This is a genomic window from Rossellomorea vietnamensis NBRC 101237 (assembly GCF_001591825.1).
In the GTDB taxonomy this organism is placed as follows: Bacteria; Bacillota; Bacilli; order Bacillales; family Bacillaceae_B; genus Rossellomorea; species Rossellomorea vietnamensis.
The window spans coordinates 63,519-81,462 of sequence record NZ_BCVQ01000013.1 but is presented as its reverse complement, the minus strand read 5'-3'; the positions used below and the strand labels follow the sequence as shown (position 1 = coordinate 81,462).

Annotated in this window: 15 protein-coding genes; all 15 read right to left on the bottom strand. The window is 43.2% G+C overall.

What is annotated here, in order from left to right; genetic code table 11:
- Positions 1-328 precede the first annotated feature (328 nt).
- The 15 genes from recA to BVI01S_RS09435 all read right to left on the bottom strand — a co-directional run bounded on the left by recA (position 329) and on the right by BVI01S_RS09435 (position 17,851).
- The gene (gene recA, locus BVI01S_RS09505) at positions 329-1,366 is read right to left on the bottom strand and encodes a recombinase RecA (protein WP_034760069.1); all 1,038 of its coding nucleotides are present in this window, start codon (positions 1,364-1,366) and stop codon (positions 329-331) included.
- Positions 1,367-1,564: 198 nt separating this feature from the next.
- Entirely contained in the window at positions 1,565-2,800 is a 1,236-nt protein-coding gene (locus tag BVI01S_RS09500) for a competence/damage-inducible protein A (protein ID WP_061809969.1), read from the bottom strand.
- A gap of 71 nt (positions 2,801-2,871) precedes the next feature.
- Entirely contained in the window at positions 2,872-3,450 is a 579-nt protein-coding gene (gene pgsA, locus BVI01S_RS09495) for a CDP-diacylglycerol--glycerol-3-phosphate 3-phosphatidyltransferase (protein ID WP_034760074.1), read from the bottom strand.
- A gap of 81 nt (positions 3,451-3,531) precedes the next feature.
- The gene (locus BVI01S_RS09490; protein WP_061809968.1) at positions 3,532-4,431 is read right to left on the bottom strand and encodes a helix-turn-helix domain-containing protein; all 900 of its coding nucleotides are present in this window, start codon (positions 4,429-4,431) and stop codon (positions 3,532-3,534) included.
- Between the two features lie 19 nt (positions 4,432-4,450).
- A complete protein-coding gene (locus BVI01S_RS09485; protein ID WP_034760078.1) occupies positions 4,451-5,242 on the bottom strand; it encodes a DUF3388 domain-containing protein in 792 nt (263 codons plus the stop codon).
- A gap of 231 nt (positions 5,243-5,473) precedes the next feature.
- Entirely contained in the window at positions 5,474-5,731 is a 258-nt protein-coding gene (locus BVI01S_RS09480; protein WP_034760081.1) for a DUF3243 domain-containing protein, read from the bottom strand.
- Between the two features lie 88 nt (positions 5,732-5,819).
- Entirely contained in the window at positions 5,820-6,536 is a 717-nt protein-coding gene (gene ymfI / locus BVI01S_RS09475; RefSeq protein WP_061809967.1) for an elongation factor P 5-aminopentanone reductase, read from the bottom strand.
- 68 nt (positions 6,537-6,604) lie between these two features.
- Positions 6,605-7,894 carry an EF-P 5-aminopentanol modification-associated protein YfmH gene (gene yfmH, locus BVI01S_RS09470; RefSeq protein WP_061809966.1) on the bottom strand — a complete coding sequence of 430 codons (1,290 nt, stop codon included), beginning with the start codon at positions 7,892-7,894 and terminating at the stop codon, positions 6,605-6,607.
- A gap of 2 nt (positions 7,895-7,896) precedes the next feature.
- Positions 7,897-9,171, bottom strand: coding sequence for an EF-P 5-aminopentanol modification-associated protein YfmF (gene yfmF / locus BVI01S_RS09465; protein ID WP_061809965.1), 1,275 nt, complete (start codon positions 9,169-9,171; stop codon positions 7,897-7,899).
- 272 nt (positions 9,172-9,443) lie between these two features.
- Positions 9,444-10,403, bottom strand: coding sequence for an ABC transporter permease (locus BVI01S_RS09460; protein ID WP_034760090.1), 960 nt, complete (start codon positions 10,401-10,403; stop codon positions 9,444-9,446).
- A complete protein-coding gene (locus tag BVI01S_RS09455) occupies positions 10,404-11,453 on the bottom strand; it encodes an ABC transporter permease (protein WP_034760092.1) in 1,050 nt (349 codons plus the stop codon).
- Complete coding sequence (locus tag BVI01S_RS09450; protein ID WP_034760095.1) at positions 11,446-12,981, bottom strand: ABC transporter ATP-binding protein; 1,536 nt, start codon at positions 12,979-12,981, stop codon at positions 11,446-11,448. Before BVI01S_RS09450 ends, BVI01S_RS09455 begins: the two co-directional genes overlap by 8 nt.
- Before the next feature lie 211 nt (positions 12,982-13,192).
- A complete protein-coding gene (locus BVI01S_RS09445) occupies positions 13,193-14,287 on the bottom strand; it encodes a BMP family lipoprotein (protein WP_034760098.1) in 1,095 nt (364 codons plus the stop codon).
- Between the two features lie 50 nt (positions 14,288-14,337).
- Complete coding sequence (locus BVI01S_RS09440) at positions 14,338-15,063, bottom strand: GntR family transcriptional regulator (protein WP_034760101.1); 726 nt, start codon at positions 15,061-15,063, stop codon at positions 14,338-14,340.
- 424 nt (positions 15,064-15,487) lie between these two features.
- Positions 15,488-17,851 carry a DNA translocase FtsK gene (locus tag BVI01S_RS09435; RefSeq protein WP_061809964.1) on the bottom strand — a complete coding sequence of 788 codons (2,364 nt, stop codon included), beginning with the start codon at positions 17,849-17,851 and terminating at the stop codon, positions 15,488-15,490.
- Positions 17,852-17,944 lie beyond the last annotated feature (93 nt).

Below are 17,944 nucleotides of genomic sequence, written 5' to 3'. Positions count from 1 at the left end.
AATATACATGTTAATTTTAAATCTCTGAAAATTTATTGTCAAGGGGTTGAGCCCTCTATCACTAGATTTCTCAAGGGTTTTTTTGCAATCGACAAAAATTGACACTGTCGCATTGGGCTTGTGCATGCTTTTTAACCAAAACCAACTTTTTCATTTAATTTTGAGAAGTTCGGGGTCAACCAGTGATTCACAGTATGTATAACCTGATTGGTATCGATTACCCACCATTTCCTGAGAAAAGGGCTTGCTACTATTTTCCACCAAAAGGCGTATTCCCATACATAGTAAAGAGAAGCAAACCAAATCCCGTCTGCTTCTCTTTACTCACTTAGTCTTCCAGAAGACTCAATTCACCTTGATCGTCCGTTTCGGCACGGCCTGTATCCAACCCGTAATGTTCACGGATCTTCAGCATGATTTCATTACGGATCTCAGGATTTTCTTTCAGGAAGATCTTTGCGTTCTCACGTCCTTGACCCAGGCGCTCTTCGTTGTAGGAGTACCAGGCACCGCTCTTTTGGACGATGTCCAATTCAGACCCAAGATCGACGATTTCCCCTTCTTTGGAGATTCCTTCCCCGTACATGATATCCACTTCGGCTACACGGAAAGGTGGAGCCACTTTATTTTTCACTACTTTGATCTTTGTTTTATTCCCTACCATTTCATTCCCCTGCTTAAGGGTTTCGGCACGACGGACTTCCAAACGTACGGAAGAATAGAACTTCAGTGCGCGTCCACCGGGAGTCGTTTCAGGGTTACCGAACATGACACCGACCTTCTCACGGATCTGGTTAATGAAGATCGCGATGGTCTTCGACTTATTGATGGCACCGGAAAGTTTACGAAGGGCCTGTGACATTAAACGGGCTTGAAGACCTACGTGAGCATCTCCCATCTCCCCTTCGATTTCCGCTTTCGGTACAAGGGCTGCCACAGAGTCGACAACGATGGCATCCACCGCTCCGCTTCGTACAAGTGCTTCTGCGATTTCCAATGCCTGTTCACCTGTATCTGGTTGTGAAAGCAATAATTCATCTATGTTTACCCCAAGCTTTTGAGCATACTCGGGATCAAGTGCGTGCTCAGCATCGATGAATGCTGCCTGCCCGCCCTGAGCCTGAACCTCTGCTATCGCATGAAGGGCCACTGTTGTTTTACCGGATGATTCGGGACCATATACCTCAATGATCCTTCCACGTGGATATCCGCCTATTCCAAGAGCAGCGTCCAGTGCAAGTGAACCACTTGGACATGTTACTACGTTTCTGTCCGTTTTCTCCCCAAGCTTCATGATTGAGCCTTTACCAAACTGCTTTTCTATTTGTTTTAACGCCATATCTAAGGCTGCTTTACGATCGCTCACAAATCTTCCTCCTTTGAATATAAATCTTGTAATCGACAACTTATAAGTTTGTCTCAAATCCAACCTATCTATACTATAAACGTTTTTATTAGAGAAAACAAGAAAAAAATCGAACATTCATTCGGTTTTTTTCTTTGGGTGTGCCGGAGTGAAAAAAAGAAAAAAAGCTGCCTTCAAATAGAAGACAGCCTCTTCAAACTAACTCAGTTCTTTAATTAAATAATGCCAACCATACTTCGCCGTTCTCATCCGGTTCCCATTCCGGCCACCGCCAAGGTTCAATAGAAATGCCTTGGTCGTTCCATCCTTCATGGATAAACCAATCCAGACGGTCCCTGCAGGATGGCCCTCGTGAGCGTCGGGTCCTGCTACACCTGTAAAGCTGATCCCGATGTCGGTGGAAAACAGCTCTCTAACGTTTTCAGCCAGTTCCCGTGCACATTGCTCACTGACTGCTGAATGCTGTTTCAGTGTACGGTCATTAACAGATAAAATCCTTTTTTTGATCTCATCCTGATAGCAGATCACCCCGCCGCTCAAAACGTCCGATGCCCCGGGTATAGATGTCAGTTGAGCCTGAAACAGTCCACCAGTCAAACTTTCTGCGCATGATAGGGTAAGTCCCTTCTCTTTTAATAAATGGACCCCCACTTGAACAAGGGAATCCTGATTATAACCGTAGAAATATTCCCCCACCCTGTTCAAGATCTTTTCTTCAACCGAATCCAATAATGACACGGCAATATCCCTTGATTCGTGCTTAGCCGTAAGCCTCAAGGTCACTTCCCCGTCACCAGCGAGAGGGGCGATAGTCGGATTGGTTTGTCTGTCGATCAGATCTTCTAATTCCGTTTCGAGCTCTGCTTCCCCGATGCCAAAGAAACGAAGTACCCGTGAATGGATGACTTCTTTCTTCTTCATCAAGTTCAGGATTGCCTGTTTGCCGTGCTTATCGAACATCGGCCTCATTTCAGACGGCGGACCGGGGAGAAGCATATAGGCAGTGCCGTCTTTTTTCAACAACATCCCCGGAGCCATGCCGTGTTCGTTCTTCAATACATGTGCCCCAGATAATATAAGGGCTTGTTTTTCATTATTGGGAGTCATTTCACGATTGACCTTCTGAAAATAGTCTTTTATCGATTCCAATGCGTCATGATCCATGCTTAAAGTCGTTCCTAAAGCATGGGCGATCGTTTCTTTCGTCAGATCATCCTTTGTGGGTCCAAGGCCACCAGTAAAGATCAATATGTCCGACCGCTTCTTTGCTGCCTCGATGACCTGCTGCAAACGGGCAGGGTTATCCCCCACACTTGTGTGATAATACACGTTCACTCCCATCTCAGCCAACTGCTCGGAAATGAATTGAGCATTTGAATTGACGATTTGTCCGAGCAGTAATTCGGACCCAACCGCTATTATTTCTGCATTCATCTGTATTCCCCCTAAAATATGGTGAAAAGAAGGGGATGATTCTATTTGAATCAATCCCCTGGTGTACACTGTTATTTCGAATTCACAAATGCTTTTTTATTATGTTTGAAATAATCCCATCCGGACCAAATTGTAAAGAACATAGCCACCCATAGAGCGATTGTAGCAAATGGGAGATTGATCAGTTCGAAAATGGCGTTATGAAGAAGAAGGGCAGATATGGCAATGATCTGTGCCCAGGTCTTGATCTTACCGAGTTGACCTGCAGCAACCACTTCCCCTTCCCCTGCTAATACGAGACGAAGTCCTGTTACGGCAAACTCGCGACTGATTATGATAATGACGATCCACGATGGAGCAAGACCCATCTCGACAAGTACGATTAAAGCAGCCGATACAAGCAGTTTATCTGCCAGCGGATCCAAGAATTTCCCCAGATTTGTAACAAGGTCAAGTTTCCTGGCATAATACCCGTCGATCCAATCCGTCGTTGCCGCTATGATAAAAATCAAGGCTCCTACAAAATGCTTCACCGGCATTTCCGCCCCAAGAAACATCATCTCACCCCAATTTAACGGTGCAAGCATGATGATTAAAAATAATGGAATTAAAAATATCCTTGATACTGTAATCTTATTAGGTAAGTTCACCTTTCTACCTCCAATGCTTTAAAAACGCGTATACCATTAGTATGTAAGAAAAAGGAGTTATTAAAACTCCTCCCATTTCAATTATTGTTCTTGCGGTGCGTAATTGATGATGATATCCTGCCTGACGACATCAGTTGCAGAAACTTTATATTCAAGCTTTTTACCGTTAACGAGGATATCTGTATTCGACGCATTACCGATGACAAGGTAAGCCTGTTTATCAGAGGAAAGGTCAAATTCCTTTTTATTATCCTTTTTCAGCAATCCTTCAAATAGCAATTCATCTTCGGTATTATAAACTCCTACCCATGTATCTCCGCCCGCAGCCAACTGAAGCTTGAATTCATCGGCGTTTTTCAGCTCATAGGTCGTTTTATAACCCTCGGTATTCACTGCTTCCAAGGATTGTTCCGTCTTTTGGTCCTTCTCTTGATCAGCTTCTTGATCGTCTGATGATTTGGGTTCTTCGGTCTGTTCTTGATCATTTGTTTCATCTTCAGGCTTCTCGCCCTCAGCACTCTTATTCTCATCAACATCTACTTGTGTCTGGTTTTCTTCCTGATTGGACTCAGGGGCCTTGTCCCCTACTTTCCCTTGCCAAAATACCCACACGGCAACAAGTGCACCGATGACAAACAGTGCAATGAGGAGCTTCGGTAGGAAGTCAAATACCTTTGTCGAGCTCTCTGAAACACTCTTACGGGACTGCACCCTCGAAAGCGAAACCGGGATTTCATCTTCATAGGTCGTCGGGATTTCAGCCTTGTGTTCCTCAAAAATCACTTCAGGAGGAAGTCCGACCGCTTCACAATATTGCTTAATGAATGCGCGCACGTAGAATTTACCCGGCATTGCATCATAATTGCCTTCTTCGATCCCAATCAAATAGCGTTTTTGAATTTTTGTTATCCTTTGTAAATCATCAAGGCTGTAATCCTTAGCCTCTCGAGCTTCCTTTAAACGATTTCCTAATTCCGTCACTACTTAACACCTTCCAATATTAAAAATCAAAACCTCCAAAATCGGAATTTTGAAATAGATTATTTTGTTCCACTAATTCGTATGTAATTTCTTCATCAGGATCGTTTCTAAGTTCAATGATATAATCAAAATCTTCAAGTGAATATTCAGAGTTTTGAACGAATACATCAGGATGTTCGATTACTTTCACAGCAGGTAACCTCATGATTTCCCTCACCAGCTGCCAATGCTTCTCACTTGCACGGCGTGTAGAAACGATGCCGTCTATAATAAACAAGTTCTCAGCGGAATACTCGTCTTCAATGAGTTTGCTCCGTATCGTTTGCTTTAATAAAGTAGAAGAGACAAAAAGCCACTTCTTATTGGCACATACACTTGATGCCACGATTGATTCTGTCTTCCCTACTCGGGGCATCCCTCTGATCCCGACAAGCTTGTGACCTTCCTGCTTAAATAATTCAGCCAAAAAATCAACCAATAAACCGAGCTCATCACGAACAAATCGAAACGTTTTCTTGTCGTCGGCATCTCGTTGGATATAACGACCGTGACGCACAGCAAGCCGGTCCCTTAATTTAGGTTCCCGGAGTTTTGTCACATTGATTGTATCCATCGTTTGAAGGATGGACTCGAGCCTCATGATCTGTTCATCATTATTGGCAAGGAGAAGCATTCCCCTTCTTCCTTCATCCACACCATTTATCGTCACTATATTGATAGAAAGCATTCCTAATAATGAGGAAATATCACCTAAGAGGCCGGGACGATTTTTTTGTATTTCGTATTCTAAATACCATTCTTTACGTTCCATCGCTTACCTCCCCGGAAAAATGTGACATCCCATTTCGATATAAATTGACATATTTCGAAAAGTTATTTAAACATCTAGGTATTATAATAAATGATTTCCTGCTAATAGAAAAGCAAAACCTACATAAATATGTACAATTTCTCATTCATACGAAAAATGATAACTTGAAGTCCAATATTGTATTGGGGTGAGTCATTCCCCATAAGAAAAAGGAGAGGGAAATCCCTCTCCTTAACGACTACCGTTATTATTAACAAGCTTAACCATCATATTGGCGATGGCGTGTTGCTCTTCTGGAGACGCGACTGACCATAAATCCGCTAATACTTTTTCCTGATCGTTCTTAGCTTCAACTTGATTGGCTAAGTAATCACCAATTTGGTAAGCCAAGTCATTTACCGTTTCGTGCTCCATGCCGCTGTGTTCTGCCTGGTTTAGGCGATCCCCTAAAAAGTTTTTCCAATCAGACCAGTTATCTAATACAGACATTTGTCATGACCTCCTTTATTGAAATACAACCTTAGTTTGTATCCCGGAGGAAAAATTATGCGCTGGAATGATTTGATTGAAAAATTTTTTATGTGTGCCATCCCCCGTTGATGGAAAGGGTCTGGCCGGTAATATAAGAAGCGCTGGACGAAAGAAGGAACTGAATGGAGTCAGCAATTTCACCCGGTTGAGCAAACCGGCCCATAGGGATTTCTTCACGGATCGTATCTTTATCTTCATCCGTGAAGGAGCCCATCATGGACGTATCAACGGCCCCGGGAGCAACGGCATTTACCCTTACACCGCTTAATGCAAGCTCTTTACCCAATGATTTTACAAATGCTAATTGAGCCCCTTTGACAGTTGAATATACAACCTCACAGGCAGCTCCTATCTGTCCCCAGATCGAACTTACCATGACGACCGCCCCTTTACGGTCAATCAACTTCGGCAGGAGTTTTTGAACGAGGAGCAACGGACTTTTGACATGAAGGTTGATCATCTGATCCAGATCGTCTTCTGAATGGTCCTGGAAGAGCCCCCAGGTAGAATTCCCGCTGCAGTAAATGATCGCATCGAGCCGGAATATGGAATGGACAAGATTCCCCACTTCATCCGGGTTCGCAAGATTCCCCTGGATGGGGATTGCCTCCACCCCTAACGCTTCGACTTTGTGAACCAAGTCCTTCATTGCCCCTTCATTTGAATGATAATGCAAGTATAGATTCCATCCATCTTCTGCCAAAAGAAGAGCAGTACTACTCCCTATTCCACCTGAGGCCCCTGTAATTAATGCGTACTTCATTGATTTCACTCCAAACGTCATTCACATAAATAGAGGAACTATCCAATTAAAGGATAGCTCCCCTTCCATCATGATTTAGGTACGACCTGACATACAGTAAATCGTTCTTCACTGATAATGGACTCCGCAACCGCCTGGATATCATCATATTTCAACGATTCAAGGGTAGGCACGACTTCAAATAAATCCATTTCATTAAAGGCATAGCGGGTAAATTGATTCGCAATATACTCAGGGGAATTAATGGCACGCAGGAATGCCCCAATCTTCTTCTTCTTGGTTCTCTCAAGACCTTCCTCAGTAAAAAGAGATTCCCCTTTCGCTTTCAGAAGCAGCGATTGAACCTTTTCAGAAAGCTCATCCGGCTTTTCAGTATCTCCACCGACCGTAAGGAAACCAAAGCCATTTTCCTGTGTATAGTCATAATGGAATGTCTCATCGATCAACCCATCATTATAAAGTTCCGAATAGTACGGTGAGCTCTTTCCGAACAGCATATCAAGGAAAACATTCATGGAAAGCTCCTGTCTAAGCATTTCCCGACCCTGCTGGATTGGTTCCGGGGCTTTCAGACCGACGAGACACTTAGGACTTTGGACGTTCATCTTAAGGACCTGTTTTTTCTCCGCTACCGTCTCTGGTTCATCCTCGAATTTCCGCTTGATTTCAGGCATTTTTTCATAGTCCTTCTTTTCCTGATTCGAACGGATTTGATTCATGATCTGTTCTGGATTGACTGATCCAACCACGAATAAGAGCATATTGCTTGGATGGTAGAATGTATTATAACACTGATAGAGCATATCCTTTGTTATCGGGGTGATGGATTCGATCGTTCCTGCAATATCGATCTTCACAGGATGATTTTTGTACATATTCTGGATGACCCCGAAGTATAATCGCCAATCGGGATTATCATCATACATGGTGATTTCCTGACCGATGATGCCTTTTTCCTTTTCCACCGTTTTCTCTGTAAAATACGGATCTTGAACGAAATCGATGAGTGTTTCTAAATTCCGTTCTACGTTGGTCGTACTCGAGAACAGATAAGCTGTCCTTGTAAACGAAGTGAACGCATTGGCGGATGCCCCTTGCTTACTGAATTGCTGGAAGACATCTCCATCTTCTTTTTCAAACAGTTTATGCTCTAAGAAATGGGCGATTCCATCGGGCACTTTCACGAATTCATCTTCATCCAAAGGGACAAAATGATTGTCGATGCTTCCATATTTCGTTGTAAATGTTGCATAGGTCTTGTTAAAACCTTTTTTTGGGAGGATGTATACGTCCAACCCGTTAGACATTTTTTCATAATACAAATTCTCTTGTAATTGATCGAAGGAAATTTTCTTCATCTTTATCCCTCCATTCCTGTTAGAAAGTAGATCGTATCAAGTTCAACTTTATTTGCGGCTTTTACGATATCTTCTTTTGTTGTCTTTTCAATCTCATCCAACCAATGTTTCAGGTCGATTTCTTCATGAGCTACGGCATTATGGTAAAGTACTTCGACCAACCCTCTTGAGGTATCGATGGTTTCAAGAAGCTGGTTACGGATGACCGCTTTTGTCTGGTCGATCTCCCCATCGGTGAAGTCTCCATCCTTCATTGCCTGGAGCTGTTCGTTTATGATTCCTACAGCTTGATCATACTTCTCAAATTCGATTCCGGACATGACCATCAATAAACCTTTATGACTTTCGAGGCGGCTCGCAGCATAATATGCGAGGCTCGCTTTCTCCCTCACATTGATGAACAATTTGGAATGGGAGAAACCACCGAATATTCCATTGAATACTTGAAGCGCGAAATAATCTTCGTCACCATATTGAGTATGTGTACGGTAGCCCATGTTCAGCTTCCCTTGTTTCACATCCTGCTTTTCTTTTACGACGTTTTCATTTTCCTTTTGCTTCACAAGAGAAGCATCCACTTGTTGAGGAGTACGTTCATTCAATTGGAGTAATTGATCACAAAGGCTTTCAACCTCTTTAACATCGACATCACCGATTACATAAATGTCAAACTGATCTTCAGCCATCACTTTTTGATAATATTCATATAAACTCTTCGCAGTAGTGGACTCCACTTCTTCACTTACACCGTTTACATGGAGGGCGAAACGTTCACCTTTACACATTTCTTCCACCAGTCGTGAATTGGCATAGCGCATTTTATCGTCATACACTGCTTGGATTCTAACCTTTTGGTTCCGTTTTTCTTTTTCGACTGTTTTCTTTTCAAACTCGTTATTTTCAACATGAGGGTTCTGAAGGACATCTGCAAGGAATTCGATTCCTTTTTGAAGCAGGGGTTCAGAATCCTTCAAAAACTTTTCGTTGGCGATTTCAACAGACATACTGACCACATGGTACTCACCTTTTTTACTTAAATCCACAAAGAAGTTCGCTCCATATAACTCATCCAGATGGGAGCGTAACTCCGTAGTGCTCTGATAGGTCTTCGTGCTGCTCTGCATCACATGGGGCAGCAATCCCCGTAAAGTGACTGTTTCGTGGTCGAGGGGGGCTTTCATCTTCAATACGAGGCTATTGGTTTTATACTTATCCGTTTGAACGATATGTAGCGTGTAACCAGGTTTCTTCTTCACTATTTCGTTTATGGCTGTCATCGTACCGTCCTCCTTAGTTCCATACTTCCATCGATTTACAAGCAAAAATTAATAAACACCCTTATTGTGCGGTATTTATGTATAACTATACATGTAGAGAGAGATTGATTTCAAGCATCTTCCTCTGTTGGTAAAATACACTTTTGAATAAACCATTATATGCATATGGATTTCCCTTTATGATTGATTCAAAAACCATTTCAAACGCAGTTTAAACGAAGAAAAAGGATATCCCCATTTTCAGGATATCCTTTCACTTATTCTCGATTCTATTAACGGTTTCCTTTGATATATGGTGTACCAAGAGCTTTAGGAGCATCTGCACGACCGATAAAGCCGGTTAGTGCCAGGATGGTAAGCACATATGGCGCAATCAATAGGAATACACTTGGGATGTTTTCAAACAACGGAATACTGGATCCGATGATACTTAAACTTTGGGCGAAGCCGAAGAACAGGGCCGCTCCCATGGCTCCAAGTGGATGCCATTTCCCGAAGATCAAGGCTGCAAGGGCCATGAACCCTTGTCCACTGATCGTTGCATGGCTGAAGTCCGAGGAAATCGCCTGGGCGTATACTCCCCCGCCGACACCTGCAAACGCTCCGGAAATGATGACACCGATATAGCGCATTTTCGTTACATTGATTCCCATTGTGTCTGCAGCCATAGGATGCTCACCTACAGAACGTAATCGTAAACCGAACGGGGTTTTGAACATAATGAACCAAACAATGAATGATACAAGTATCGCGACGAATGGCGGCCAGTATGTGTTGGAAAAGAAGATATCTCCAATGACCGGGATTTTGTGAAGCAAAGGAACATCGACCTTCCCGAATCCTTCAGAGATGATATCCGTTTGACCCTTTCCATAGATACGTTTGACTAAGAAAAGAGTCAACCCGACAGCCAGCAAGTTGATGGCTACACCTGATACAACCTGGTCAGCCCTGAATGTAATGGAAGCAACGGCATGCAGGATAGCAAGCAGGCCACCCATCACCATGGCCACAAGCAGTGCTACCCAAGGAGTCGCTGCACCGAAAGTATCTGCAAAAGCAAGGTTGAATACAATGCTTGAGAATGCTCCGATGACCATAAGGCCTTCGAGTCCAATATTTACTACACCTGAACGCTCTGAGAACGCCCCTCCCAAAGCAGTGAAAATAAGTGGTGTTGCCCAAAGCAAGGTTGATGGGATGAGTATTGTCAAAATATCAATGAAACCCACTTATTTCACCCCCTTTTTACTAAATCGTTGAATCAGATAACGGATCATATAACCAGATGCTACAAAGAATATGATAAGGGCAATAATAATATCTACCAGTTCATTTGGAATCCCTGCATCGAGAGGCATATTCAGTGCCCCTACTTTAAGTCCTCCAAATAGAAGAGCGGCGAATACAACTCCGATGGCCGCATTCCCACCAAGAAGGGCTACAGCGATCCCATCGAATCCGACACCTGTAAATCCTCCCTTGATTGAAGCATAGCCGAATGTGCCAAGCCCTTCCATCGCTCCTGCAAGGCCAGCAAACGCTCCAGAGATGACCATGGAAAGGATGATGTTCCCATTCACGTTCATACCTGCATATTGCGAAGCATGCTGGTTGAATCCTACAGAACGCAGCTCATATCCACGCGTTGTCTTTTCAAGCAGGAACCACATGATGAATACACATGCAAGGGCGATGAAAATCCCCCAGTGCAATCGGGAGTAATCTGTCAAACTTTCAAAGAAAGGAGACTTCAATGAAGCTGTATCCGCAATCATATCCGTACGGTCTTTACGGTCAGTAATGACATCACGGATAATGGCATTTGTTACGTGAAGTGCAATATAGTTCATCATGATCGTGACAATGACTTCATGTACGCGGAATTTCGCTTTCAGAAGTCCAGGGATAAAGCCCCATAGCGCCCCTGCCATTGCGGCAGCAATGATGGCAAGGGGTAAATGGATCAGCTTAGGTAAATCATCAAAGGCAACCCCTACCCATACAGCTGCAAGCCAGCCCACAATCAATTGACCTTCCACACCGATATTAAAGAGACCCGTTCTAAAAGCAAAGGCTACAGCCAGTCCTGCTAAAATATATGGTGTGACCTGACGGATCGTTTCTCCTACATAATAGATCTCCCCGAAGATCCCATTCCATAATGCAGCGTATCCTGCAATCGGGTCATACCCACTCACAAGCATGATGATCGTTCCGACAATGATACCTAAAAGGACTGAGATTACCGGGATTAATATATTTGTTAAGCGGTTAGACATGTGATTTCCCTCCCGTTTCCTTCCTCTTCGAACCAGCCATTAAAAGTCCAAGTTCTTGTTCAGTTGTTTCCCTCGGATTAACAATCGCCACAATTTGACCTTCGTAGATAACGGCGATACGGTCACTAACATTCATGATTTCATCGAGTTCAAATGAAAGTAGAAGAACCGCTTTTCCATTGTCTCTTTGTTCGATCAGACGTTTATGGATAAACTCGATCGCCCCTACATCAAGACCCCTGGTCGGCTGGGCAGCAATCAATAGATCCGGATCCCGGTCAACCTCACGGCCGATGATCGCTTTTTGCTGATTTCCCCCGGATAAAGCACGGGCAAGGGTGAATTCTGTTGGAGTCCTGACATCAAATTCCGCTATCAATTTTCTTGCCTGATTGTAAATATTTTTATAACTCAGTACCCCTTTGTTGGAATACGGCTTCTGGTAATAGGTTTGAAGAACCATGTTTTCCCCGATAGGAAAATCAAGTACCAAGCCGTGTTTATGCCTATCCTGAGGAATATGACCTACACCTGACTCATAAATTTTACGGGGTTTCATATTTGCGATTTCTTTTCCATTCAGTTTGATTGAACCACTGTCGACTTTATGAAGACCTGTGATCGCCTCAATCAATTCACTTTGTCCGTTTCCATCCACACCGGCTATGCCAAGGATTTCCCCAGCTTTCACCTCAAGGTTCAAGCCCTTTACAACAGGGACATTTCGCTGATCTTTTACGTTTAAGTCACGGACCTCGAGAACATTATCACCAGGTGTAGCTTCTTTCTTCTCTGTTTTAAATGTGACCTCACGTCCCACCATCAGACTGGCAAGGTGATTCGGATCAGTTTCCGAGACCTTCACTGTGCCGATCCCTTTCCCTTTTCTGATAACGGTTACATTATCACACACCTCCATAATCTCTTTAAGCTTGTGAGTGATAAGGATGATTGATTTACCTTCTTTAATCAATGTTTTCATGATTTGAATCAGTTCTTTAATCTCCTGAGGTGTCAATACAGCGGTCGGTTCATCAAAGATCAGGATTTCCGCTCCACGATAAAGTGTCTTCAATATTTCCACACGCTGCTGCATACCTACTGAAATTTCTGAAATTTTAGCGTTTGGATCTACTTTCAAACCATACCTTTCAGAAATATCAAGGATATCTTTTTCAGCTTTTTTAATGTCCACTGTCGCCCCGGACTTTGGCTCTCTTCCGAGAATGATATTCTCCGTTACAGTGAATGTATCGACGAGCATAAAATGCTGATGGACCATCCCGATTCCAAGATCGTTGGCAATGTTCGGGTTGGTAATATTCACTTTTTGCCCTTTCACACGGATTTCTCCTTGCTCAGGCTGGTATAAGCCGAATAACACGTTCATCAAAGTCGACTTACCTGCTCCATTTTCACCAAGAAGCGCATGAATTTCACCTTTTTCGAGCTGGAGGGTAATGTTGTCATTTGCTACGATGCCTGGAAATTCTTTACGGATATTCAGCATCTCAATTACATAATCCATTGCTAATCACTCCTTGCATAGACTAGGGATATTTATCTAGTAGTTAGAGGTCAGACCTTCACTACTCAGAAAAAAAAGGGTTTCCCCGAATAAAAATCTAAATGAAAGATAGAAATTTTCTATACTTCAATTAAATTTCTATTAATGTATGAATCTATTTTCAGGAGGATAAGCGGCCGGATATCCCCCGGCCACTTTCCTTCTTGTTCGATTAGTTAGCTGAAAAAGCTTCCGCATCTTTAATAGATTCTGGAACTTTTACATCTCCGCTAGTAATCTTTTCTTTCCATTCATCTACTTTTTTCATGACTTCATCTTTATTGGAAAGTTCGTCATTCAATTCAGCAAGTCCTACGCCGTCTTCTTTAAGTCCGTAAAGGATTTGCTCCCCACCAGGGAAATTTCCTTCTTTCGCTTTAGTGGACAGATCCACTACTGCGTTATCAACGCGCTTAAGAGCCGATGTAAGGATGATATTATGATCTCCAACTTTACCTTCTGCTGATTGGTCGGAGTCAACACCGATTGCCCAAAGTTCACGTGAAGGATCTTTTTCTTTCAGGTCACGTGCTTCTTTGAATAAACCATTACCCGTTCCTCCAGCTGCGTGGAAGATTACGTCAACATCTTGAGTGTACATTTTTGAAGCGATGGTTTGTCCAAGTTCAGCTTTGTCGAAAGCACCTGCATAATCTGCAACGATTTCTGCATCAGGATTGACCGCTTTAACACCAGCGATGAAACCTGAATGGAAACGTTCGATTACCGGAATTTCCATACCGCCGATGAATCCGATTTTGTTTGTTTTAGTCGCAAGTCCTGCAGTAACACCAGCAAGGAAAGAAGCTTCCTGCTCCTTGAACATGATGCTTGCAACGTTTGGTTGATCAACAACAGCATCAACGATTGCGAAGTGTGAATCTTTTTGTTGTTGTGCAATTTCAGTGATTGCACCTTCCATAAGGAAACCGATACCATATACTAAGTCAAAATCTTGACGAGCTAATTTGTTTAAGTTCGTAGCATAGTCAGCATCTGATTGTGACTGTAAGTAGTCAAATCCATCTTTACCTTTTTCCATGTCGTTCTCTTTACCGAAGGCTTTCAGACCTTCCCATGCTGATTGGTTGAAAGACTTATCATCTACTCCACCAACATCTGTCACCATTGCTACTGTAAATTGATCTTCTTTCTTGCCATCACCACTAGATGCACCTTCTTTGTCCTCGCTTGTTCCACAAGCACCTAATAATGTACCTGCTGCCAGAACAAATGATAACGCTAAACCAAATTTACGTTTTTTCACCTAGAGTACCCCCTATTATTGTAATAAATTAGTAGTAAGATGGATTGCTGTTATACGCGCTTTCTTAATACCTGGAAGCTAAATTTGTCTGATCTGAAGTAGTTTACGGAATAAAGGATCGGCTCATCGTTTTCATCAAAATGCATTTGCTTCAAAACGAGTAAGGCCGTTTCCGGCTCGCAATTTAGAATAGGGGAGATTTTATCGTGATATCCCATTGGTTCAATTTGTGCGACTGCATGGGTAATTCTCTTATTCTCCCGTTTTTCTAACACAGTGAAAATCGAATTATCCTCATGTGTGAAATTCCTCGGCATGACTTTCTCAGGAATTTTGTCCACACAATAAACAACCGGTTCCCCGTTTGCCGTTCGAACCCTTTCAATGAGGATCACGTCGTCCTCTTCATTGCAAGTAAATCTCTTCATATCATCCTCAGTAGCTTCTTGAGTTGTTGAGCTTAAGAAAATGGTCCCTGGCTCCATACCAGCCTGCTTGATCATGTTCGTTACACTGTTCAGCTGCTCGATACCAGAAGTGAAGAGCGGCTTGGCGTTTACAAATGTACCTACACCATGACGTCGTACGATGACACTTTCTTCCTCAAGAATCCTGAGAGCTTCCCTAAGAGTAGCCCTACTTACACCTAATTGTTTGGAAAGATCGAATTCAGATGGGAGTTTTTCTTTTTCTTTGTATATTCCCGCCTCGATATCCTTCTTCAAACGGTCAATTACTTGTAAGTATAAATGCCGATTGTCTGTTTTTATTGTCACTGGAACCACCACCACATTTTCTCAAGACATCAGACCTCTGATGTATATCTTTCCTACTAATCGAAAATACTATAACACTTTTCTTTTGATAAAGGAATAGCATTGTGTGATTTTGTCGAAAAAAATGATTAGAATGACAATTTAAAATCCTTTTCTGTAAAAATATTGAAAAAATAGCTGGATAAATCGGATAAAATGGGATATATTAACTACATTTTTACAGTGGTACCGTTTTCCGTTATCATTTTTTACATACTATCAACAAAGGCATTACATTTGTAAACGCTTTTAATAGTATAACACATTCGTGGATAAACCCGTATCCCTTTCGTTAAAGCGTTTTCAAACAGGATATTCTCCTCGTTTCCCTCACAAAAAAAGGCATGTTACCCCATTCAATTAGAATAGAGTAACACACCTTGGATTAGGAGCTTTGCTCTTCTGACGGCTTGCCGACCAGGACGGTTCTGGGCTTACTGCCTTCATAAGGACCTACGACTCCCCTTACTTCCATTTCATCGATCAATCTTGCGGCCCTCGTGTAGCCGATCCGGAATCTTCTTTGAAGCATAGAAACGGATGCTGTCTGCATTTCCGCGATCAATTGGACGGCATCATGATATAATTCGTCTTCTGCTTCTCCTGACTTCTCATCCTCCTGAACTTCATCGGGAATCATTTCCTCCTGATATTGAGCCTTTTGCTGGGAGATGACAAAGTCTACGATATCTTCCACTTCTTCATCTGATAAAAACGCACCCTGCACCCTTGTTGGCTTGGATGCCCCAACAGGCATGAAGAGCATATCTCCCCTTCCCAATAGCTTCTCAGCTCCACCGGAATCCAGGATCGTTCTGGAATCGGTTTGGGACGATACGGCGAAGGCAATCCGGGACGGAATATTGGCTTTGATGACCCCTGTGATGACATCTACCGATGGGCGCTGGGTCGCAATGATAAGATGGATCCCGGCAGCACGTGCCATCTGTGCAAGCCTTGTGATGGCATCCTCCACGTCGCTCGAGGCTACCATCATGAGATCCGCCAGCTCGTCTACAATCACTACGATATATGGCAGCAGAGGCTTTTTATCTTCATTTTCTATATTCTGTCTCTTAACGTAGTCATTGTACCCTTCAATATTCCTGGTTCCCGTATGAGAGAATAACTCATACCTGCGCTCCATTTCACTAACAACCTTCTTTAAAGCCTGGGACGCTTTCTTGGCATCTGTTACAACGGGTGCCAGGAGATGTGGAACACCATTGTATACGTTCAGTTCAACCATTTTCGGGTCGATCATCATCAGTTTAACTTCATGGGGCTTTGCCCTCATGAGTATACTTGTGATGATCCCATTAATACATACACTCTTACCGCTCCCTGTTGCCCCCGCTACCAGTAAATGAGGCATCTTATTCAGCTCAGCGAGTACCGCTTCACCGGTGATATCACGCCCCAAACCAATTTGCAGTTTCGCATCGGGTTTGTTATGCTCCTTCGCTTCAAGAACCTCCCGCAGGGATACCATGGCCACTTCCGAGTTCGGAACCTCAATACCGATGGCCGACTTACCCGGAATCGGAGCTTCAATCCGAATATCTTTCGCTGCAAGGGCCAACGCCAGATCATCACTCAGGTTGACGATCCTGCTTACTTTCACCCCTACATCTGGATGTACTTCATACTTTGTGACTGCTGGGCCAAGATGGACTTGGGTCACTTTCGCCTTTACACCGAAGCTCTGGAATGTTCTTTCAAGCTTTGCCGCGTTGGCATGAATCAATTGATATTCGTTACTCTGATCCGTTTTTCTAGGGGTTTTTAATAAAGAGATCGAAGGAAGCTTGTAATCTTTATTTTCCACTTCCGTAAAGGTGATTGGCGGGGATGCTTCTGCCTCCCCTTCTGTATCGCCCTCTTTCCCTGATGAGGAAGCCTCTTTATCGTTACTTGCCCCGGCCCCTGAAGTTATGGGGTCTTCTTTTGGTTGTGAGGCGCCATATGCACGCTCTGCAAAATTCGAAATGATCGGTTCCCGCGTTTCTTCTTCCTCGGAAACCATTGGTTCAGGCGATTCTTCCTTTTTCATTGGTTCATCTTTCTTTTTCTTCTCTTTTACTTCTTTTTTCTTGGATTGCTCTTCCTTCCAGTCGCTCATATCCTGTTTAAATGCTGACCATTGCCCACTCATGAAGGCACCAAAGCGTTTCCCAGCTCTTCCAAGTACGTCCCCTATGGATTTACCAGTCACAAGGATGATGCCGATCATAATGAACGTTGCGCTGACGATCCTTGCCCCCTGTGAATCAAATAGGAAGTAGGAAACCGCAAACAGGAGGCTGCCTATCATCCCTCCTCCAAGATCGGACGTACTGGATTCACCGTTGACGTCCATCCAATATAAGTCCCACGTATTCATGATGACACTGGGATTAGCGAATGAGCCGCCATTTGAAAGGAGATCGAATAATTTTACATGACTTAAAAGGAGGAAACTGGCAATGATGATGTATATCCCGACAAGCCTCCTGCTGAACAACATCGGTACCTCCCGCTTAATCATCAGGTAGCCTGCTACATACAGCATCCATAAAAGGGCAATCATATACCATTCCCCGAGGAAGAAACGATAAAAATATACAAGTGCCTTTCCAACGGCCCCTAGCTCAATGATGGATATCAAGCTTAATGCGGATAGGATCAATCCGATGATCTCATATTTGATTGTCTGTTTCAGTGCAGAGCCGGATTGAGAGCGTTTTTTTCTTTTTTTTCGTTTTGCCAAACCATTCACCTAAATTCTGTTGAAGTCTATCAGATTTATGTACTAGAAGATGAAGAAAGGGCTGACCCTTTGGGGCAATGTATGTGCCTAAGG